The sequence below is a fragment of the Halomonas sp. KAO genome, from assembly GCF_015595025.1.
GTDB lineage: Bacteria > Pseudomonadota > Gammaproteobacteria > Pseudomonadales > Halomonadaceae > Halomonas.
The window spans coordinates 1-21,026 of the sequence record NZ_JADNRL010000014.1 but is presented as its reverse complement, the minus strand read 5'-3'; the positions used below and the strand labels follow the sequence as shown (position 1 = coordinate 21,026).

The 21,026-nt window shown below is 66.2% G+C and carries 22 protein-coding genes; 19 read left to right on the top strand and 3 right to left on the bottom strand.

Translation table 11 applies throughout. The features are described from left to right. Positions 1-2,842: ribonuclease E (gene rne / locus IOC61_RS05760; RefSeq protein ID WP_195687920.1), on the bottom strand; the 2,842-nt coding region annotated here is incomplete at its 3' end. 569 nt (positions 2,843-3,411) lie between these two features. Here rne and IOC61_RS05755 point away from each other — a divergent pair. From IOC61_RS05755 to sppA, 3 genes are read left to right on the top strand one after another with little or no spacing between them, the layout of a single operon-like run. Next, positions 3,412-4,359 (top strand): RluA family pseudouridine synthase, encoded by a 948-nt coding sequence (locus IOC61_RS05755; RefSeq protein WP_195687919.1) that lies wholly within the window; start codon positions 3,412-3,414, stop codon positions 4,357-4,359. 9 nt (positions 4,360-4,368) lie between these two features. After that, a complete protein-coding gene (locus IOC61_RS05750; protein WP_195687918.1) occupies positions 4,369-5,022 on the top strand; it encodes an HAD-IA family hydrolase in 654 nt (217 codons plus the stop codon). Positions 5,023-5,025: 3 nt separating this feature from the next. Next, positions 5,026-6,126, top strand: a complete 1,101-nt coding sequence (gene sppA, locus IOC61_RS05745) for a signal peptide peptidase SppA (protein WP_195687917.1) — start codon at positions 5,026-5,028, stop codon at positions 6,124-6,126. Between the two features lie 186 nt (positions 6,127-6,312). On the opposite strand, the gene IOC61_RS05740 is transcribed toward sppA, so the two are convergent. Further along, positions 6,313-6,900 (bottom strand): Maf family protein, encoded by a 588-nt coding sequence (locus IOC61_RS05740; protein WP_195687916.1) that lies wholly within the window; start codon positions 6,898-6,900, stop codon positions 6,313-6,315. 104 nt (positions 6,901-7,004) lie between these two features. Here IOC61_RS05740 and IOC61_RS05735 point away from each other — a divergent pair, with 104 nt between their 5' ends. The 16 genes from IOC61_RS05735 (at position 7,005) to IOC61_RS05660 (ending at position 20,841) form a co-directional block, all read left to right on the top strand. Next, complete coding sequence (locus IOC61_RS05735) at positions 7,005-7,535, top strand: YceD family protein (protein ID WP_195687915.1); 531 nt, start codon at positions 7,005-7,007, stop codon at positions 7,533-7,535. 32 nt (positions 7,536-7,567) lie between these two features. Next, positions 7,568-7,738 carry a 50S ribosomal protein L32 gene (gene rpmF, locus IOC61_RS05730; protein WP_132044772.1) on the top strand — a complete coding sequence of 57 codons (171 nt, stop codon included), beginning with the start codon at positions 7,568-7,570 and terminating at the stop codon, positions 7,736-7,738. Positions 7,739-7,783: 45 nt separating this feature from the next. Next, entirely contained in the window at positions 7,784-8,845 is a 1,062-nt protein-coding gene (plsX, locus tag IOC61_RS05725) for a phosphate acyltransferase PlsX (protein ID WP_195687914.1), read from the top strand. A gap of 18 nt (positions 8,846-8,863) precedes the next feature. After that, positions 8,864-9,823, top strand: coding sequence for an ACP S-malonyltransferase (gene fabD / locus IOC61_RS05720; RefSeq protein ID WP_195687913.1), 960 nt, complete (start codon positions 8,864-8,866; stop codon positions 9,821-9,823). A 31-nt stretch (positions 9,824-9,854) separates the two neighbouring features. After that, the gene (fabG, locus tag IOC61_RS05715; RefSeq protein ID WP_195687912.1) at positions 9,855-10,598 is read left to right on the top strand and encodes a 3-oxoacyl-ACP reductase FabG; all 744 of its coding nucleotides are present in this window, start codon (positions 9,855-9,857) and stop codon (positions 10,596-10,598) included. 133 nt (positions 10,599-10,731) lie between these two features. After that, a complete protein-coding gene (gene acpP, locus IOC61_RS05710) occupies positions 10,732-10,965 on the top strand; it encodes an acyl carrier protein (RefSeq protein ID WP_008956801.1) in 234 nt (77 codons plus the stop codon). A gap of 213 nt (positions 10,966-11,178) precedes the next feature. Beyond that, positions 11,179-12,417 carry a beta-ketoacyl-ACP synthase II gene (gene fabF / locus IOC61_RS05705; RefSeq protein ID WP_195687911.1) on the top strand — a complete coding sequence of 413 codons (1,239 nt, stop codon included), beginning with the start codon at positions 11,179-11,181 and terminating at the stop codon, positions 12,415-12,417. Between the two features lie 16 nt (positions 12,418-12,433). Beyond that, complete coding sequence (gene pabC / locus IOC61_RS05700) at positions 12,434-13,246, top strand: aminodeoxychorismate lyase (RefSeq protein WP_195687910.1); 813 nt, start codon at positions 12,434-12,436, stop codon at positions 13,244-13,246. 15 nt (positions 13,247-13,261) lie between these two features. Further along, positions 13,262-14,266, top strand: a complete 1,005-nt coding sequence (mltG, locus tag IOC61_RS05695) for an endolytic transglycosylase MltG (protein ID WP_195687909.1) — start codon at positions 13,262-13,264, stop codon at positions 14,264-14,266. An 11-nt stretch (positions 14,267-14,277) separates the two neighbouring features. Next, positions 14,278-14,967, top strand: a complete 690-nt coding sequence (gene tmk, locus IOC61_RS05690) for a dTMP kinase (protein ID WP_195687908.1) — start codon at positions 14,278-14,280, stop codon at positions 14,965-14,967. Next, positions 14,955-15,965, top strand: a complete 1,011-nt coding sequence (locus IOC61_RS05685) for a DNA polymerase III subunit delta' (protein WP_195687907.1) — start codon at positions 14,955-14,957, stop codon at positions 15,963-15,965. The genes tmk and IOC61_RS05685 overlap by 13 nt, the downstream gene beginning before the upstream one ends. A 33-nt stretch (positions 15,966-15,998) precedes the next feature. Further along, positions 15,999-16,334: a PilZ domain-containing protein gene (locus IOC61_RS05680; RefSeq protein ID WP_195687906.1), complete on the top strand. Its 336-nt coding sequence runs from the start codon at positions 15,999-16,001 to the stop codon at positions 16,332-16,334. Between the two features lie 56 nt (positions 16,335-16,390). Continuing rightward, positions 16,391-17,239: a TatD family hydrolase gene (locus IOC61_RS05675; RefSeq protein WP_195687905.1), complete on the top strand. Its 849-nt coding sequence runs from the start codon at positions 16,391-16,393 to the stop codon at positions 17,237-17,239. Positions 17,240-17,246: 7 nt separating this feature from the next. Next, positions 17,247-17,810 (top strand): DUF1285 domain-containing protein, encoded by a 564-nt coding sequence (locus IOC61_RS05670; RefSeq protein WP_324254692.1) that lies wholly within the window; start codon positions 17,247-17,249, stop codon positions 17,808-17,810. Next, entirely contained in the window at positions 17,801-20,020 is a 2,220-nt protein-coding gene (locus IOC61_RS05665) for an ATP-dependent helicase (RefSeq protein ID WP_195687904.1), read from the top strand. The genes IOC61_RS05670 and IOC61_RS05665 overlap by 10 nt, the downstream gene beginning before the upstream one ends. Beyond that, positions 20,017-20,841, top strand: coding sequence for a sulfurtransferase (locus tag IOC61_RS05660; RefSeq protein WP_195687903.1), 825 nt, complete (start codon positions 20,017-20,019; stop codon positions 20,839-20,841). The genes IOC61_RS05665 and IOC61_RS05660 overlap by 4 nt, the downstream gene beginning before the upstream one ends. 86 nt (positions 20,842-20,927) lie before the next feature. Here the strand turns inward: IOC61_RS05660 and IOC61_RS05655 are convergent. Next, on the bottom strand, positions 20,928-21,026 hold a 99-nt coding region (locus tag IOC61_RS05655), incomplete at its 5' end, for an IS3 family transposase (protein WP_195687902.1).

Genomic DNA, 21,026 nt, shown 5'->3' with positions numbered 1-21,026 from the left:
CGGCCGGCTGTTTGGCTGCTACCGGCTCGGCTTCTGCCGGCTTGGTATCGGCCTTGGCGTTTGGCTTCTCGGCAGGCTTGCTCTCAGCGGGCTTGTTGTCGCTCGCTGCCTCGGCGGCCGGCTGCTTGGCGGCTACCGGCTCGGCTTCTGCCGGCTTGGCGTCGGCCTTGGCGGGCTCCTTCTCAGCCGACTCATCGTCGGCCTTCGCGGTCGGCTTCTCGGCAGGCTGGTTCTTGGCCGGCTGGCTGTCGCCCGCTGCCTCGGAGGCCGGTTGCTTGGTTGCTACCAGCTTGGCGTCGGCCTTGGCATTCGGCGTCTCGGCAGGCTGGCTCTTGGCCGACTGGCTATCACCCGCTGCCTCGGCGGCCGGCTGCTTGGCGGCTACCGGCTCGGCTTCTGCCGACTTGGTGTCGGCCTTGGCGTTTGGCTTGTCCTGGGCGGTCGGCTGGGCCTCGGCTTCGGTGGTGGCCGGATTGGCTTCCTCGGCCTTGGCGGCCTCGGCCTGCAGGCGCTGTTGCTCCTCTAGCGCCTTGGGGCTGATGGCATGCTGACGGCTACGCTTGCGCGGATTGTTGCGGGTGCGCTTGGGCTTGCCATCATCCACCGGTGCCTGCGCGCCAGTCTCGGCCGACTGCTGCTTTTCGGCCGACTTCTGAGCCTCGCCTTGCTTACGAGCCTCGGCCGGCTTCTGGGCCGCACGCGGGTCGCGCTTTTCACCATTGTTCTGGCGGCGGTTGTCATCGCGTCCCTTGCCGCCATCCTGCTGGCGGCCCTTGGTGCTCTCCTGCTGACGGCGATCCTCCTGACGACTGCTCTCCTGGCGATTCCGGCCGCGGTTCCCGCGATTGTTGCGGTTGTCGGAGTTGTCGCTGTCGCTCGCCTTGCGGTCGTTCCGGTCGCTCTCCTGACGTGATGCACCACGCCGCTCGTCGTTGCGCTGACGACGCTGACGATTGTTGCGTCCGCCACGCTCTTCTTCGCGACTGGCAGTCTTGCGCTCGCCCTTGTCACTGCCCGAAGGGGTAGTGCCGCTGCTCGGCTTGCTGCTTGAGGCATCGCTCGATGGGACCTCGTCGCCCCCCAATAGCTTGCTCAAGCCCTTGACCAGGCGGCCGAACACGCCACCCTGGGGCTCCACGCTTACCGGTGGGGTGCTGCGAGCGGGAGCACTGGCCTTGCGGGAGACCGGGGCCTCCTTCTGTGCCGCCGGGGGCTCCTGCTGCAGTGAGGCGGGTGCCGGTTCGTGGTGTATCACGGTCTTGACGGCAGCTTCGGCGCGCTGTGCCGGCTTGCCGAAGGAGGCCTCGGGCTCCTTGCCGACGTCGGTCTCCAGGGAGAGCTCGAAGCTGGACTTCTTGCTGCCGTCCTCCTCGACATGGTCGTCGCGCAGGCGCTGGACGTCGTAGTGTGGCGTGTCCATGTCTGGGCTGGGCAGCAGGACAACGCGCACATCCTGGCGGCGTTCGATGTCGGCCAGCACCCTGCGCTTCTCATTGAGCAGGTAGGTGGCCACCGGTACCGGCAGGATGGCGCGGATCTGGGCGCTACGCTCCTTCATCGCCTCCTCTTCGATGAGGCGCATGATGGAGAGCGAGATGGAGCGCACGTCACGAATCGTTCCCTGGCCCTTGCAGCGCGGACAGACCACGCCGCTGGTTTCTCCCAGCGAGGGGCGCAGACGCTGACGCGACATCTCCATCAGGCCGAAGCGCGAGATGCGGCCGATCTGTACCCGGGCGCGATCGAGCTTGAGGGCATCGCGCATGCGATTCTCGACTTCACGCTGATTGCGCGCAGGGCTCATGTCGATGAAGTCGATCACCACCAGGCCACCGATATCACGCAGGCGAAGCTGGCGAGCGGTCTCGTCGGCCGCCTCCAGGTTGGTCTGCAGGGCGGTCTCCTCGATATCGCTACCGCGAGTCGCCCGCGCGGAGTTGATGTCGATGGAGACCAGTGCCTCGGTATGGTCGATGACGATGGAACCACCGGAGGGCAGCTTGACCTCGCGCTCGTAGGCGGTCTCGATCTGTGACTCGATCTGGAAGCGCGAGAACAGCGGCACCTCGTCGACGTAGAGCTTGATCTTCTGCTGGTAGGAGGGCATCACCTGACGAATGAAGGCGAGGGCTTCCTCGTGCACCGCGGGGCTGTCGATCAGCACCTCGCCGATATCCTGGCGCAGGTAGTCGCGCATGGCGCGGATGATGACATTGGATTCACGGTAGATCAGGAAGGGAGCGGAGCGCTTGCTGGCCTCGGTGGTGATCGATTCCCACACCTGTACCAGGTAGTCCAGGTCCCACTGCAGCTCCTCGGGGCTGCGGCCGATACCGGCGGTGCGCACGATCAGGCCCATGCGGTCCGGCACGCTGAGCTGATTCATGGCCTCCTTGAGCTGGCTGCGCTCCTCGCCCTCGATACGGCGCGAGATCCCGCCGGCCTTGGGGTTGTTGGGCATCAGCACCAGGAAGCGTCCGGCCAGGGAGATGAATGTGGTCAGGGCCGCGCCCTTGTTGCCGCGCTCTTCCTTGTCGACCTGGACGATCACCTCCTGGCCTTCCTTCAGCACCTCCTTGATGCTGGGACGCCCGTCCGGGTCCTTGACGAAGTAGTCGCGGGAGACCTCCTTGAGGGGCAGGAAGCCGTGGCGGTCGGCGCCAAAGTCGACGAAGGCGGCTTCGAGGGAGGGTTCTATGCGGGTGATCTTGCCGCGATAGATGTTGGCTTTCTTCTGTTCTCGGGCGCCGGACTCGATATCCAGGTCGTAGAGGCGTTGTCCATCGACCAGCGCGACGCGCAGCTCTTCGGGCTGGGTCGCATTGATGAGCATCCGTTTCATGTTGACTCGCACTGATAAAGTGCCGGCGAGCGCGACGTGGCGAACCGCTGTGTGCTGCGTGCCTGTGCTCAGCGCATGTCGCGGATGCGCAGCTGCGTCCGACCGCGTCGCTCCCGATGGGGCAGCGCCGCGGCATGAGCCTGTTGAGTACGGGGCGGGGGCAGAACGTGTCTCGGTGGGTGTCACCCATCCGGCCCTGCGGTCACCGCCAACACCTGGCATTCATCGATTCGCCAACGCCGGCCTCCGGCACGCTGTTGAACGTGTCCCGTGGCCTGCCGCCGCTCCGTGACTGAGGACGCGGTGGGGGATACGGGCGTGGCGCGGTTATCGCGATATCACTTGTCTATTGCATTCTTGCAACCGGCGGCGAGACGCACTGGCGCCGTCGCGGCCTGATGTCTCGCTCCGGCCTGCGTGTCTGTCGGGCAGGCGCTGTGGGGCACGATTTTGCCCATTGGAGCGATTCCGCAATATAACAGCAAGCGCTATAAGCAGCAATTGGCGCGGCGGGGCGAACACTGCGTTAGAATGCGCCTTTCGCAGGTTCTGAGCAGTGGAGTCTCGGCATGGCCGAAGGGCGCGACGTACAGTGGGTTGAGGTAACGGAAGGGCAGGACGGCCAGCGGGTCGACAACTTCCTGATGACGCGTATCAAGGGAGCGCCGCGGGCACTGATCTATCGCATCGTGCGCAAGGGTGAGGTGCGCGTGAACAAGAAGCGCGTCAGGCCCGACACCCGGCTGGCGACGGGGGACCTGGTGCGGATACCACCATTGAAGCTGACCCCCCGGGAGGCGGTGCGTGAGGTGAGTGACAACCTGCGCAACCTGCTGGCCGGCAGCGTGCTGGTGGAGGGGCGAGACTGGTTGGTGATCAACAAGCCGTCGGGGTTGGCCGTTCACGGTGGCAGCGGCGTCAAGATCGGGTTGATCGAGGCGTTGCGTCAGGTGCGCGAGGATCTCGACTTCCTGGAGCTGGTGCATCGGCTGGATCGCGATACCTCGGGCTGTTTGCTGCTGGCCAAGTCGCGTCCGGCGTTGCTGGCGCTCAATGCCTCACTCAAGCAGCAGCAGATGGACAAGCGTTACCTGGCGCTGGTGGCGGGGCGCTGGCCCGTGCGCCGCGACTTCGTGGCGGCTCGCCTGGATCGTTACACCCTGGCCAACGGTGAGCGCCGGGTGCGTGTCGATGCCGAGGGCAAGGTGGCTCGCACGCGCTTCGCGGTGCGTGAGGCGCTGCCGAAGGTAACGTTGCTTGAGGCCGAGCCGGTTACCGGTCGCACCCACCAGATCCGTGTGCACGCGGCCCACGCCGGGCACCCGTTGCTGGGCGACGACAAGTATGGCGCCCGCGAGAGCCAGCAGCTCGCCGCTCGGCTGGGCCTCTCCCGGCTCTTTCTGCACGCCGAGTCGCTGGCCTTTCCCGAGCCGACCAGCGGTCGCGAGGTGCGGATTCGCGCGCCGCTTCCCGATGATCTCGAGGCGGTGCTGGGCCGCGCACGCCAGGGCAACTGAGGAGACGACATGCGCTATCGACTGGTGATCTTCGACTGGGATGGAACCTTGATGGACTCCGTGGCGCGAATCGTCGCCTGCATGCAGGCGGCGTCCCATGATGCAGGGTGGGGACATCTGGAGGAGGAGGCCATCCGCGATATCATCGGCCTGGGGCTTCCCGAGGCCATCGCTACCCTGTGCCCGGGGATCGATCCCGGGCGGGCCGAGTTGCTGCGCAGTCGTTATGCCTGGCACTTTGTGGAGGGCAATGACACGCCCATGAGCTTCTTTCCCGATGTGAAGGGCGGGCTGTCCGAGCTGCATGTCCGGCCCGGTCAGCGCCTGGCGGTGGCCACCGGAAAGAGCCGGCGAGGGCTCGATCGTGTGTTCCATGAGAGCAGCAGCGGGCACTGGTTTCATGCCAGCCGCACGGCCGACGAGACCCGCTCCAAGCCCCATCCGCTGATGCTTGAGCAGCTGCTGGCTGAGCTCGCCATACCGGTGACGGAGGCAGTGATGGTGGGAGACACCGAGTATGATCTCGAAATGGCGCGGGCCATCGGTATGGATCGTGTGGCGGTGACCTGGGGAGTGCATGCGCCCGTCAGGCTGGCGACGAGCCGGCCGGCCTTCACAGCGGAAACGGTGCCCCAGCTATTCGACTGGCTACAGGGAGGGTAGGCAATGACCGATAGGCGCAATGAGCACGATGCAGATCTCGACCCATGGACCCAGGGGCCGGAGCTAAGCCGCGACGAGGCGAGGGCGCGGCGCCAGGCGAGCGATCCGGATGCGGTGTCGCCCGGAGAGGATGCCGAGACCCTGCGTGAACGCCAGCGACTCGAACAGATGGCGATGATGGGACGCTGGATAGACGGTGTGCTGGTGGAACAACGCCGTTCGCGGCGCTGGAAGCTGTTCTTTCGCTTCCTGTTCGTGGCGCTGATCGCCGCCTCGCTGTCGGTGACCCTCTATGGCCTGCTGGCGGGTCCTGCCCCGGTCGGTGGGGCGGATGGCCCGCACCTGGGCGTAGTCAAGGTAGAGGGCGTGATCGAGGCCGATGGCACCGCCAGTGCGGAGCGTATCAATGCCGGGCTAAGACGCGCTTGGGAGTCGGAGACGAGCGCGGCGGTGGTGCTGCATATCAACAGCCCCGGTGGCAGCCCGGTGCAGTCCCAGCGGATCTTCGACGAGGTCATGCGACTGCGCAGCGAAGGCGATAAGCCGATCATCGCGGTGATCGAGGATATCGGGGCCAGTGGTGCCTACTATATCGCCGCGGGTGCCGATGAGATCATCGTCGCACCGGCGAGTCTGGTGGGCTCCATCGGGGTCATCTATTCCAGCTTCGGCTTTCAGGAGGCGATCGACCAGCTGGGCGTCGAGCGGCGCGTCTATACCGCCGGCGACAACAAGGCGTTCCTGGACCCCTTTTCCGAGGTGGCCCCACAGCAGCGCGAGTTCTGGCAGTCGGTGCTGGACAGCACCCACGAGCAGTTTATCGCGGCGGTGCGCGAGGGGCGTGGGGAGCGCCTCGGCGATGATGACGCCCTGTTCAGCGGGCTCGTCTGGAGTGGCGAGCAGGCGCTGGAGCTGGGGCTGGTGGACTCCCTGGGGAGCCTCGATACGCTGGCGCGGGAGCGCCTCCAGGAGCGCAGGCTGCATGATTACACGCCGCGACTGGACCCCTTCGAGCGGCTATCTCGCCAGTTTGGTCGTGTGGCCATGGAGTGGCTGGGGCTGCCCCGGGCCGACTCTCCGGTGCGCTATCAGCTCGCCCCCTGAAGTAGCTGTAAGCGATAAGCTTTACGCTGTAAGAAAAAACTGGCCGGGGTTTGCACGGAGTTGTAGGAGCCGGATTTATCCGGCGATTGCTTATCCAGCGATTGCCGCCGGCCGGTGCTCCAGTTCGCAGGATGCAACGCGTTGTTGTGGGCGAGGGGCTCTTCAATCGCGCGATAAATCGCGCTCCTACGGCTCGCCTAACGGATCCAGGTCCGCCTCGCGCAGCAGCGCGCAGAGGCGGATCAGCGGCAGCCCGATCAGGGTGTTGGGGTCGTCGCCCTCGAGTCGCTCGAACAGGGTGATGCCCAGGCCCTCCATGCGAAAGCTTCCGGCGCACTCCAGTGGCTGCTCCCGTTCGATATAGTGGGCGATCTCGTTGTCGGTCAGCGTGCGAAACACCACATCGTAGGTCTCGTGACAGACGCGATGGCGGCCGCTGCGGGTATCCAGCAGCGCCAGGCCGGTGAGAAAGCGCACCCGGTTGCCCGAGAAGCGCGCCAGCTGCTGGCGGGCGGCGGTCGTGTCGGCTGGCTTGCCGAGGGCCTCGCCATCGAACTGCGCCACCTGGTCGGAGCCGATGATCAGGTGGTCGGGCCACTCGTCTGCGAGCTGTTGCGCTTTGCCGAGTGCCAGTCGGTGTACCAGGGCGCTGGGCGACTCGCCGGGGCGGGGTGTCTCGTCGATGTCGGGGCTCTGCCAGGCATAGGGAAGTTCCAGGCGGTCGAGAAGCTGGCGCCGCCAGCGTGACCCGGAGGCGAGAACGAGGCGTGGCATGTGGGGGCTCCAGGTTATTGATGGAGGCACAGGGTATCACGCGGCCCGGTGTGTGCGTCGGCGGCTTTGACAGGGGCAGAGGGAGTGCCTATCATTGCGCGCCTATGTTGACCACACGACTCCCTGGCAGGGTTGAGCCCTATAAGCTCGCCGCCCGTGCCGAGCATATGGAAGGGCTGATGGCCCTGGACGCCTTCACGCGATTGACCGAAGCGGTCGGTCCGCAGCAGGGTGATGTCGAGGTGTGGCTGGATTTCACCATCGATCCCCAGCGGCGCCACGAGATTCATGGCCGTCTGCGTGCGACGCTGCAGCTGCCCTGTCGGCGTTGTCTGCGTCCCATGGCTCAGGAGGTCGAGAGCGAGTTTCTGCTCGGCATGGTCTCCAGCGACGCCCTGGCCGCCGAGTTGCCCAGCACCCACGAGCCGGTACTGGTGGAAGACGAACAGCTGAACCTGCTGACGATGGTCGAGGATGAGTTGATCCTCAGCCTTCCTCAGGCGGTTTACCACGATGAGGCCGACTGTGCGGTCTCACGCGACCAGCTGACCAGCGGGGAGGATGTCGCGGCATCCCGCGAGCCCGCAGCCAGCCCCTTCGATGTGCTTCGGCATCTCAAGGGCAAAAAACACTGATTCATCATCGATTCACTCTGGAGTGACATCCCATGGCAGTTCAAAAGAACCGCAAGACACGTTCCAAGCGCGGCATGCGTCGCAGCCATGACGCCCTGAGCGCCCCGACCCTCTCCCAGGACAAGGAGACCGGTGCCACCCATCTGCGTCACCACGTCTCTCCGGACGGCTTCTACCGTGGCCGCAAGGTCGTCGACGCTTAAGTCGACGACGCGACCTGCGGTGATCCCCGGCCCCTGATCTCACTCATGCGAATCGCCATCGATGCGATGGGAGGAGATCTCGGGCCACGCGCGACTGTGCGTGGTGCCGCCGGGGCGGCCCTCCAGGATTCTCGTCTCACGCTGCAGCTGTTTGGTCCGCGGGCCTGCCTGGAGCGTGAGATTGCCAGCCTGCCGCGGCGTCTCGCCGCGGCGGGTTCGCGTATGGAGGTTGTCGACGCCCCGGACGAGATCGCTCCGGGGGTGCGTCCCTCCGACGCCCTGCGCCACGGTGGCGATAGCAGCATGGCGCTGATGCTCGACTGCCTGGCGTCGGGGCGCGCTTGCGCCGGCGTCAGCGGCGGCAATACCGGGGCCCTGATGGCCCTTGGGCGGCGTGCCATGGGCACCGTGGGCGGTATACCCCGCCCGGCAATCAGTACCGCGATCCCGACCCGTGAACAGGGGCGTTGCTATCTACTCGACCTGGGCGCCAATATCGAGGCCTCCAGCGAGCGCCTCGTGGATTTCGCGCGCATGGGCGAGGTCATGGCTCGCCATGTAGACGGCCTGTCGCGACCGCGGGTCGCCCTGCTCAATGTGGGAGCCGAGGGGATCAAGGGGAGTGCCAGCGTCCGCCAGGCGGATGCCCGGTTGCGTGAGCTGCCAGGGCTCAACTACTGCGGCTATGTCGAGGGGGATGGCATCTTCGCCGGCAGTGTCGACGTGGTGGTCTGTGATGGCTTCGTCGGCAATGCCGTGTTGAAGGCCAGTGAAGGGTTGGCGCGCATGCTGGTGGCCCGTGTGCAGGCCACCTTCGAGGCCCACTGGGGGAGTCGTCTGGTAGGGCTGCTCGCCAGGCCGGCCCTTCGACGCCTGCGTGGCGAGCTTGACCCGGTCCGGTACAACGGCGCCAGTCTGCTGGGACTGGCCGGTATCGTGGTGAAGAGCCATGGCGGTTCCGATGCCGATGGCTTTCGCTACGCCGTGCTGCGTGCCGTGCAGGAAGTGGAGCATGACCTGCCGCGACAGTTGGCGCGGGAGCTGGGCGAGGTTCGAATGGATTCAATTTCTCGCGTCGGCGCGACCGGCGGTGATGACAGGCAATAAAGGCAAAGGTGAACCAATATGACTCAACCGCTCGCCCTCGTGTTTCCCGGGCAGGGCTCCCAGCAGGTCGGCATGCTGCGGGAGCTGGCCGAGCGCTACAGCGTAGTGGGTGCGACCTTCGAGGAGGCCTCGGAGGCGCTCGGCTACGATCTCTGGAAGGTGGTCCAGGAGGGGCCCGCCGAAGCGCTCAATGCGACCGCCTGCACTCAGCCCGCGCTGCTGGCCGCCAGCGTGGCGATCTGGCGTGTCTGGCAGGAGCTCGAGGGGCCGCGACCAGGCGCCATGGCCGGGCACAGCCTCGGAGAGTACAGCGCCATGGTCTGTGCCGGGGTGATGCCCTTCGCCGAGGGGGTCAGGCTGGTCAAGCTGCGTGGTGAAGCCATGCAGGAGGCGGTGCCGGCGGGGCAGGGGGGCATGGCGGCCATCCTGGGTCTCGAGGATGCCGTGGTGGAGCAGGCCTGTGCCGAGGCGGCCCAGGGCGATGTGGTCTCGGCGGTGAACTACAATGCCCCGGGTCAGGTCGTGATTGCCGGCAGCAAGGCCGCCGTCGAGCGCGCCATCGCCGCCTGTCAGGCGGCGGGTGCCAAGCGTGCCATGCCGCTACCGGTCTCCGTGCCTTCGCACTGTGCCCTGATGGAGCCTGCCGCCGAGCGGCTTTCCGCGGCCATGGACGAGGTGACACTCAAGGCGCCGCGCTATACCGTGATCCAGAATGTCGACGCCCAGGCCCATGCCGATGTCGAAACGCTGCGCACCCGGCTGATCGAGCAGCTCTATCGTCCGGTACGCTGGACCTCCTGCGTCGAGGCCATCGGCGAGCGTGGCGCAGAGGTGTTCATCGAGTGCGGGCCGGGCAAGGTGCTGACCGGGCTGGGCAAGCGCATCGTTCGGGGCAGCAAGGGGCTGGCGGTCAACGACCCCGACAGCCTCGATGCGGCCCTGGAGCTGGCGCGCGGCGTGGCTGCCCGCAACGATTGATCTCTTTCCAAAGAATGAAGGCATACTTTTCATGACTAGCGAAACCAGAGTTGCCCTGGTCACCGGGGCCAGTCGCGGCATCGGTCGGGCCATCGCCCATGAGCTGGGTCGCCAGGGGCGCATCGTGATAGGCACCGCGACCAGCGATGCCGGCGCCGAGAGGATCGATGCCGATCTCAGGGCTCAGGGTATCCAGGGTGCCGGTCGACGCCTGGATGTCACCGATCAGGCCAGCGTCGACGAGGTGGTCAAGGCGATCGGCGAGGAGTTCGGTGCCCCGACCATCCTGGTCAACAATGCCGGCATCACGCGTGACAACCTGTTGATGCGCATGAAGGAAGGTGAGTGGGATGACGTCGTCGATACCAACCTCAAGTCGGTCTATCGTGTCAGCAAGGCCTGTCTGCGTGGCATGACGCGGGCGCGCTTCGGTCGCATCGTCAGCATCAGTTCGGTGGTGGCGAGCATGGGCAATCTGGGTCAGACCAACTATGCTGCCGCGAAGGCGGGCATGGAAGGTTTCACCCGTGCGCTGGCCCGGGAGGTGGCGTCGCGCGCCATTACCGTCAATGCCGTGGCGCCCGGCTTTATCGCCACCGACATGACCGAGGCGCTGCCCGAGGAGCAGCACAAGGCGCTGCTCGGCCAGATTCCGCTTGCGCGCCTCGGCCAGCCCGAGGAGATCGCCGCGGCGGTAGGGTTCCTTACCGGCGAGACGGCCAGTTATATTACCGGCGAGATTGTGCATGTTAACGGTGGCATGAACATGCGTTGAGAGGTGCCGGGTCCGGTGGTTGCGCCGGCCCCGGGGGCTCTATACACTACCCCGCAGCTTCCGGCTTGCGGATCTGGAACCCCAAACGGCTGGTCTTCTGGACGGCCAATGTGAACGACTGGAGTACGTCATAATGAGCACCATCGAAGAGCGCGTTAAGAAGGTTGTGGCCGAGCGCCTGAACGTCAAGGAAGAGGATATCCAGAACAGCTCCTCCTTCACCGAGGACCTGGGCGCCGACTCCCTGGACACCGTCGAGCTGGTCATGGCGCTTGAGGAGGAGTTCGATACCGAAATTCCCGACGAAGAAGCCGAGAAGATCACCACCGTCCAGGAAGCCATCGACTACGTTAACGCCCACCAGTAAGCCTGGTGGCGGTCGATACCGCTTGCTGATGCTCGGGGCCGCCTTCGCCGGAACGGCCCCCAGGAAAGCCGCCCTCAGGGCGGCTTTTTCGCACCCGAACGACATGCGAATACCCTCTCGGGGCGGCATGTCGAAGGGAGAGCCGTTATAATGCGCCTGATATAGGCGGCCCGCCGAGGGTCGCGATCATCCTGGACGCCTGGAGGAACGCTGATGACACGTAGACGAGTAGTGGTGACGGGCCTGGGCCTGGTCACGCCGGTGGGAAATACCGTGGAAGAGAGCTGGCGCAATATCGTGGCCGGCAACAGCGGCATTGCCCCCATCGAGCACTTCGATGTCAGCGGCTTCAACACGCGCTTCGGCGGTTCGGTGAAGGACTTCGACATCAGTCCCTATCTGAACCCCAAGGATGCGCGCAAGATGGACCTGTTCATCCAGTACGGCATGGCGGCCGGGGCTCAGGCGATCCAGGATGCCGGCCTCGAGTGCAGCGACGAGAATGCTCACCGCATCGGCGTAGCCATCGGCTCGGGCATCGGCGGGCTGCCGATGATCGAGCACAATCACAATGCCCTGACCAAGAGTGGACCGCGGCGCATCTCGCCGTTCTTCGTGCCCGGTTCGATCATCAACATGATCTCTGGCAACCTGGCGATTCGTCACGGCTTCCGTGGCCCCAATATCGCGATCACCACCGCCTGCACCACCGGCACCCATAACATCGGCTACAGCGCGCGGACCATCGCCTACGGAGATGCCGATGTGATGGTGTGCGGCGGTGCCGAGATGGCCACCACTCCGCTGGGGCTGGGTGGCTTCTCGGCGGCGCGCGCGCTCTCCACCCGCAACGACGACCCCGAGGCGGCCAGTCGCCCCTGGGATCGCGATCGTGACGGCTTCGTGCTCTCCGACGGTGCCGGTGTGCTGGTGCTGGAGGAGTACGAGCACGCCAAGGCGCGCGGAGCCACCATCTATGCCGAGATGGCGGGTTTCGGCATGAGCGATGACGCCTACCACATGACCGCCCCCCCCGAGGACGGCAGCGGTGCTGCCCAGTCCATGGCGAATGCCGTGCACGACGCGGGGCTCGACCCGGCAGCGATCGACTATATCAACGCCCACGGCACCTCGACGCCCGCAGGGGATCTCGCCGAGAGCCGCGCCGTACAGCGTGTGATGGGAGAGGCGGCAAGGTCGGTGGCGGTCAGTTCCACCAAGTCGATGATCGGCCATCTGCTGGGTGCCGCGGGAGCCGTCGAGGCGGTGTTCTCGATTCTCGCGATTCGTGACCAGGTCGCGCCGCCCACCATCAACCTGGACAACCTCCAGGAGGGTTGCGAGCTCGACTATGTGCCGCATACGGCCCGCGAGATGAAGATCGACGTGGCGCTGTCGAACTCCTTCGGCTTCGGTGGTACCAACGGTACCCTGATCTTCACACGGGTCTGAGCATGGCGGCAGGCGAGTGAGGGAGCAGGCCGGTTGGCCGCTGGATGATCGCGGCGCCGCCTACGGCGACGGTCTCTTCGAGACCATCCTGCTCAGGGACGGGCGTCCGCTGTTGTGGGATGAACACCTGGCGCGGCTGGCCCGCGGCTGTCATGTGCTGGGTATCCCGATGCCTGCGGAGCATGATCTGGCGCTTCCGCTGGCGGAGGCGGGGAGTGGGCTCGAGGTGCTCAAGCTGACCCTTACCCGTGGCAGCGGCGGGCGAGGCTATCGCCCCCCGGCGGCCCCCGAGCCGCGCCTGCGCTGGCAGCTTGCCTCCTTTACCCCTGCCGAGTCGCGCTGGCGGAAGGGCGTCAGGATTCGCCACTGTCGGCTCCGCCTCGCCAGCCAGCCTGTGTTGGCGGGGATCAAGCACCTCAATCGCCTGGAAAATGTGCTGGCGCGCGCCGAGTGGGATGACGACGCCATCGCCGAAGGCGTGCTCAGCGACGATTCCGGGCGTCTGATCGAGGCTACCGCCATGAACCTCTTCTGGCTCCGCGCCGGCCGCCTCGAGACGCCGTCACTCGCCCGCTGCGGAGTGGCGGGGACGCTGCGGGAGGCGCTGATATCCCGCGGCGAGATTCAAGAGGTCGAGGCGGGAGAAGAGGCGCTGGCCCAGGCTGATGCGGTCTGGCTGGGCAACTCCGTACAGGGGGTCTGGCCGGTGGTCCGCCTGGATGATGTGACGGGCCGGGTACGTCGTCGCTGGACGCTTGGAAGGCGGCATCGTAGCTTCCAGGCCGAGGCCCACGGCCTGCTGGGTTACGACTACCCCTCAACCTACTGAATCAAGAGGATACCGATGCGGCGAGTGCTGTTCATCCTGCTGCTGCTGGTCGTGATGGCCGTGGCGGCCCTGTTCGGCGGCTATCGCTATTGGCAGTCGCGTCTGGCGGCCCCCATCGCGATCAGCGAGTCGACGCTCTACGAGGTGCCGCGGGGTGCGGGCTACCATCAGGTGGTAAGCGAGCTGGTAGCCCGGGGCGTGATCGAGGATGCCTGGGCCTTTCGGGCACTGGCCCGCCTCGAACCCCAGAGCCTGCCGCGGTTGCGACCCGGAGAGTTCAGGCTGGAGCCCGGCATGAGCGGTCGTGAGCTCCTCGAGCGTCTGGGTAGCGAGCAGCTGGTGACCTACCCGTTGACCATCCCCGAAGGCTGGACCTTTCGCCAGATGCGTGACGCCCTGGAGGCGGCACCCAAGCTGGAGCATCGCACCGAGGGGCTCACCGACGATGAGGTCATGGCGCTGCTCGACCGCGAGGGGGAGCACCCGGAGGGGTGGTTCTTTCCCGATACCTACCTCTATCACAAGGGCATGAGTGACCTGGAGCTGCTCGAGCAGGCCCACTCACGCATGCGGGCCACCCTCGATGAGGTCTGGGCAGAGCGTGCCGATGACCTGCCCTTCGAGACACCCTACGAGGCGCTGATCATGGCCTCGCTGATCGAGCGTGAGACGGGGGCCCCCGAGGAGCGGCGCGAGATCGCGGGCGTGTTCAAGCGTCGCCTAGAGCGCGGCATGCGCCTGCAGACCGACCCCACGGTGATCTACGGCATGGGAGAGCGCTACGCGGGCAATATCACCCGTGCCGATCTGCGTGAGTCCACGCCCTACAACACCTACGTGATCGACGGCATGCCCCCCACCCCGATCGCCCTGCCGGGCAGGGAGGCCCTGGAGGCCGCGGTCGACCCGCTGCCTGGAGAGACGCTCTACTTCGTGGCCAAGGGCGACGGCACGCACCACTTCTCGCGCACGCTGCGCGAGCACAACAATGCGGTCAATCGCTATATCCGCAACCGCTGATTGGAGCAGGCATGGGTAACAAGCACCCCGAATGGCCAGCGAGGAACACCGGGGACACTCCGGAGAGGGGCCGCTTTATCACCCTGGAAGGCAGCGAGGGGGTCGGCAAGAGCACCAACCTAGCGCGGGTGGTGGCATGGCTGGAGGCGCGGGGCCTGGAGGTGGTCCAGACTCGTGAGCCGGGAGGAACACCGCGGGCCGAGGCCATACGGCGCCTGCTGCTCGACCCGGATGAACCCGAACCGCTGGATGATGACGCCGAGCTGCTGCTGGTATTTGCCGCTCGTGCCCAGCATCTGGCGCATGTGATACGCCCGGCCCTTGAGCGAGGAGCCTGGGTGGTATGCGACCGCTTCACCGACGCCACCTTCGCCTACCAGGGAGGAGGGCGTGGCCTCGACAGCGCACGCATCGCCGAACTCGAGGCCTTCGTTCAGCAGGGGCTCGCCCCCGACCTGACCCTGCTGCTCGACATGCCCATGGGGGCGGCTCAGCAGCGCCTGGAACAGCGTGGCGAGCGGCGAGATCGCTTCGAGCAGGAGCGTGCCGAGTTCTTCGAGTCGGTGCGTCAGGCCTATCTGGTCCGTGCCGCCCAGGCCCCGGAACGCATCGCGATCATCGACGCCTCCCGCACGCGCGAGGCGGTGGGCGAGCAGATCGAGGCGGTGCTCGAGAAGAGGGTGGTGGCATGGCGGAGCTGAACCCGACGCCTGTCACGACCCTGGAGCCACTGCCCTGGCTGGGCGAGCGCTTCGCTGAGCTCGGTCGCCTGGCCGATAGTGGACGACTGCCCCATGCGCTGTTGATCTCGGGCCCCCGCGGGGTCGGCAAGCGCTCGCTGGTCGACGCCCTGGCCGCCCGCACGCTGTGTGCCAATCCCGGCAGGGTGGCCTGTGGCCGCTGTCATGGGTGCCATATGCTGGCCTCGGGCTACCATCCCGATCTGATGAGTGTCGAGCTCGAGGAGGGCAAGCGCCAGATCCGCATTGATGCGATCCGCGAGATCAACCATTTCGTCGCCCAGACCGCCCAGCAGGGAGGCTATCGGGTCATTCTTGTCGCGCCGGCCGAGGCGCTCAACGTCGCCGCCGCCAATGCCCTGCTCAAGAGCCTCGAGGAGCCCGGGGCGCGGACCCTGTTCCTGCTGCTCTCGGATATCCCCTCCCGGCTGCTGCCGACCATTCGGTCGCGTTGTCAGCACTGGAGCCTGGCGATTCCCGAGCCGGCCGACTGCCTGCCCTGGCTTGCCGAGCGTCTCGGCGATAAGGAAGAGGCGACGTTCTGGCTGAGAGTGGCCGGGGGGCTACCCCTGCAGGCAGTGAGCCTGTCGACCCCCGAGGCACGGGCCCTGCGTCAGCAGCTGGTGGATACCTTCGAGGCCCTGGTAAGAGGAGGCGAGCCGGTGGCCGAGGCGGCTCGGCTTGACCGCCAATCCATCGATGCCATCCTGTGGTACGGTATCGCCTGGCTCGAGGACCTGATTCGCCTTGCGCTTTCCGGCGATGCCTCCGGACTGTGTAACCCGGACCTGCTGCCCCTCTATCGCCAGGCGGTCAAGAATGCCCGGGTGCGCGACTGGTTTCGCCTGCTGGATTACGCCCGCGAGGAGCGTCGGCTGCTGGCGGCGGGCGGTAACCCCAATCCACAGCTGGTGCTGGAAGCCTGGCTGGTGCGCTGGTCGGCACTGCTGCGCTCGTGACGTGTCCCCCGCAAGCACATCGAGGAGAGAACCATGGTCGCTCAGAAGGCGTTGTCGCTGAATATCCAGGATACCCAGACCCTGCTGTCGGCCTATATGCCGGTGCTCGAGCGGGGCGGCATCTTCGTTCCCACCCGTGAGCGCTACGAGCTGGGCCAGCAGATCTATCTGCTGCTGACGCTGCCCGGCGAAAGCGAACGGGTACCGGTCACCGGCCAGGTCGTCTGGGTCTCGCCGGAAGGTGTCAGCGGCCGGCGCATTCCCGGCGTCGGTATCCACTTCAGCGCCGCCGACCAGGTCGTGCGCGATCGTATCGAGAGCCTGCTTGCCGGTCATCTCGACAAGGGCACGCCGACCTATACGCTCTGACGCGATTGGTACCATCCACCCTATCGGCACCATTCACTCTATCGGTAATTCACTGCATGTTCGTTGATTCTCACTGCCATCTCGACCGCCTCGATCCCGCCACCCATGGTGGAGATCTCGCTGCGACGCTGGACGCCGCCCGAGCCCGCGGGGTGAAACAGTTCCTGGCCATCGGCGTTACCCTCGATGAGGTACCCGGCGTGGCCGCCATCGCCCGCGAACACGACGACGTGGTGATCTCCGCCGGGGTTCATCCGCTGCACCGGGTGGCCGAAGAGCCGACCATCGAGGCCATCAAGGAGACCGCCGACCGCTATGGTGCGGTGGCCATCGGCGAGTGTGGACTGGACTATCATTATCTGGGGAAGGCCCCCGACAAGGTGCCGTCGCGAGAGGTTCAGCGCGAGCGCTTCCGCCGCCAGCTGATCGCTGCCAGCGAGCTTGCGTTGCCGGTGATCATCCATACCCGCGAGGCGCGGGACGAGACGCTGGCGATGATCCGCGAGCATACCAACCCGGAGGTCGGAGGCGTGCTGCACTGCTTCACCGAGGATCTCGAGATGGCACGGGAGGCGGTGCGCCACGGCTTCTATATCTCGCTCTCCGGGATCGTGACCTTCCACAGCGCCAAATCGCTGCGTGAGGTCGCCAGGCAGGTGCCGCTGGACCGGCTGTTGATCGAGACGGATAGCCCCTACCTGGCCCCGGTGCCCCATCGTGGCAAGCCCAATGAGCCGGCCTGGGTGGTGGAAGTGGCGGAATGCATCGCCGCCGAGCGCGGAATCAGCGTGGAGGAGGTCGCCATGCAGACCACCGCCAACTTCTACCAGCTGTTTCGTGCCGCAAGCCCGGAGGTCTCCGAGGAGATGCGCGGCATCCTGCAGGGCGCCGGCCTGGTCAAGTAGGAGCACCATGATGGACCTGGAACCGCTGGTGGCAAGGCTAGATCCCGAGGGGGATATCCCCCCGGTGGATGACTGGCATCCCGAGCGCGCGGGAGAGATGGACCTGGTGATTGCGGCCGATGGTCGCTGGATTCATGAGGGCACCGTCATGTCACGGCCGCGGCTGGTTCGCCTGCTCTCCACCATCCTGCGACGTGAAGCCGATGGTCGTCATGCACTGGTCACGCCGGTCGAGAAGCAGCTGATTCGGGTCGAGGATTGCCCCTTCCTGATCGTCGACGCCGAATATGGCGACGACGGTCTCTGGTGGCTGACCACCAATATGGGGGACCGGCTGACGCTGGATGCTCAGCACGTCTTTACCCTCAGCGAGACCCCCGCCGGCGAGTGTGTGCCCGAGGTGACAGTACGCTTCGGCCTGGCCGCCCGGCTGGGGCGCAATGTCTTCTACCGCCTGGTCGAAGAGGCGAGCCCCTTCACACTGGAGGATGGTCGCGAGGCACTGGGGCTGCGCAGTGGGGGTGTCTGGCATCCGCTGGGCCTGGTCGACGGCGAGGCGGCGTGCGGCTGACCGCGAAACAGCGTGCCGTGGTCGAGCATGGCGCCGGACATGCGCGTGTGGCCGCGGTCGCAGGCTCCGGCAAGACCACGACCATGGTGGCGAGGGTGCTCCGGCTTCTCGAGCGGGGGGTTCCCCCTCAGCGTATTCTGGTGCTGATGTTCAACCGTTCGGCACGAGCGGACTTCCAGGCCCGCCTGGCGGCCATGGCCCCAGCAGGCCAGCGGCTGCCCGATGTGCGCACCTTCCACTCCCTTGGGCATCGATTGACTGGCAGCCTGACACGCTGGGGGGCACTGGTGCCCCGTCAGCTGCTGACCGCCGACTGGCAGCTCGAGCGCCTGCTGCGTCAGGCGACCCAGCTCGCCCTCGGCGATCAGGACAGCGAGGCGCGTGAGTCGGCGCTGGATGCCGAGCGTCTCGAGGCGCTGGCGCACTTCTGTGGCCTGGTGAAGGCCGAGATGGTGAGTGCCGCCGAGTTGCATGAGCGGCTTGATTACGGTGAGGAGACCCGATACTTCCCGGCCGCCTTCGAGCAGGTCGAGGCACTGCTGGAGCAACATGGCCTGATGGGTTACGCCGATCTGCTGTATCGCCCCCTGAAAGCCCTGGAAGCCGATGCTGGCCTGCGCGGCCGTATCCAGGGATATCTCGACCACGTCATCATCGACGAGTATCAGGACATCAATGTCGCCCAGCAGCGTCTGTTGGCGCTGCTCGCCGGCGAGCATGCCGAGGTGATGGCGGTGGGGGATGCCAATCAGTGCATCTACGAGTGGCGTGGGGCACATCCGGAGACCATGCTCCAGCGTTTCACCGCCACCTTCGGTGTGGCGGTGGACTATCCGCTCTCCACCACCTTTCGCCATGGCCATGCCCTGGCGCTGGCCGCCAATCACGCCATCGACGCCAACCGTCGGCGCCCCGACCAGCAGTGCCTGGCGGCTCCCGGCAACCCGCATACCCGGATCGGGGCGGGCCAGGGGTGTCGTGGCCTGCTGGAGGGCCTGGTCGCGTGGCGGCGAGAGGGGAGGGCACTCGACGAAGCCTGTGTGCTGGTGCGTAGCTGGGCCCTGTCGGTGCCGCTGCAGCTCGCGCTGCTGCGCGAGGGGGTGGCGTTTCGTCTGGCGCGGGAGGACCGTTTCGTCTTTCGCCTGCCCCTGGTGCAGGCACTGACCGGCTACCTGAGGCTGGCATGTACTCCCGAGCTGCTGCGCGACCCTGGCCACCTGGCTCTGCTGTTCGCCCAGCCGACACCCTTCGTGGCCCGTGAAAGGCTCGAGGCGCTGGCGCGTCGGCTGGCGGAGGATCCGCGCTGGCCCGCGCCTCAAGACCCGCTGCTGGCATCCCTGAAACCACATCAGAAACGCACCCTCAAGAAGCGTTGGGTGCTGCTCTGTGAGTTGCCGCGGTTGGCGACCCGTTCGCCGGCCGAGCTGCTCGACCATGTGGTGACCGAGGTCGATGCGGAGAGGGTCCTCAAGCGGGCCGCGGCGCGGCGCGACAAGGGCGAGGAGGATGTTCGCCTGCTTGACGTGCTCAAGGAGCAGGCCATAGAGCTTGGCAATGACACCGAGGCCTTTGTCGAGCTGCTCAGTCGGCCGGTGGAGAGCCGTGATGACGGGGTGTTGATCAACACCGTACACGGCGCCAAGGGGCTGGAGTGGCCCCTGGTGGTGCTTGCCGGCGTCAATGAGCAGGACTTTCCCCACTACACCCGCGACAACCCGCTATTTCCCCAGCGTCTCGAGGAGGAGCGCAGGCTCTTCTATGTGGCCATCACGCGCGCCCGAGAGCGGCTGCTGCTGCTCCATGACGGTGGCGATCATCGTCCCAGCCGGTTTCTCGCCGAGAGTGCCTGGCAGGAGTGCGATCGACTGGCCCAGCGACTCGAAGCGGATGACGCCAACGCTGCCGCCGACGCGGAGAAAGCGCCACTGGCGGTATCGCGCCCGGACCTGGTGAAGCGCTATCTGGAGGCCCTGGGGCGTGAGTTGTCGCTGGCGCCCGTCACGCCGGAGGCGACCGATCAGATGGTCCCATCACAGGCCTTCGGCGTTGGGCAGCGCCTGCGTCACGCCGTATTCGGCGAGGGCGAGATCGATCTGGTGGAGGGGGACCCCGACAACCCCGTGATCGAGGTGCGTTTCCGGCATGCCGGGCGACGACGCCTGATCGCTAGACGAGCGCCCATCGAACTGCTGCAAGGAGATCATGCATGAATCAGCCCCTGATCACTGCCGGGGAGTTGGAAGACGCCCTGGCGGGCACCCGGCCACCACGTCTGCTGGATTGTCGGGCGCGTCTCGGTGACCTCGATGCCGGCCATGGCCTGTGGTGGCAGGCGCATCTGCCGAATAGTCGGCACCTCGACCTGGATCGTGACCTGGCGGGTCCCCCGGGGGCAGGGGGACGGCATCCATTGCCGGACCGGCAGCGATTCACCGAAGTGCTTCAGCGTCTAGGCGTGACGCCGGAGGTGCCGGTGGTGATCTATGACGATATGGGCGGCCAGCTGGCCGCCGCTCGCGCCTGGTGGATGCTCGCCTGCTGGGCCGGCCACCCCGAGGTGCAGGTACTGGACGGCGGCATCCAGGCCTGGTTGGCCCATGGTGGCGAGCTGCATGAGGGGGATGATGTGGCATCGAGCCCTTCCGGCTGGTGCCCGGATTATCGTGACGACACCTGGACGACGGCGGATGCGCTGCAGTCGAGCGGCGTGCTGAGGGTGGACGCTCGCAGCCGCGAACGATTCCGCGGTGACGTCGAGCCCATCGACCCGGTGGCGGGCCATATCCCGGGGGCGGTATGTCGCCCCAGTGCCGACAACCTGGAGGAGGGCGGGCGCTTCAAGAGCCCCGGACGTCTGGCCGAGGAGCTACCACAGGCCGACGAGGTGGTGGCCTACTGTGGTTCCGGGGTCACCGCGTGCCATAACATCCTCGCCTATGCGATAGCCGGCAAGCCGCTGCCCAGGCTCTACCCAGGCTCCTGGAGCGAATGGGTACAAGATCCGACCCGCCCGGTGGCAACCGGAGGTTGATCGCCGTTAATCGCCGTTAGCAGCCGATAGAAAGTAAAACGCCTCCGCGAGTCTGTGAACTGACCCCCAATTGTTGGACGGTTCGTTCAGCCGGCGCCCAAGGCCTGAGTCCTGTACTGTACGGGGCTCAGGCCTTTTAGTTTCAGCCTGATGCGTTCGTGGTTATAGTAATGGATGTACAGGTC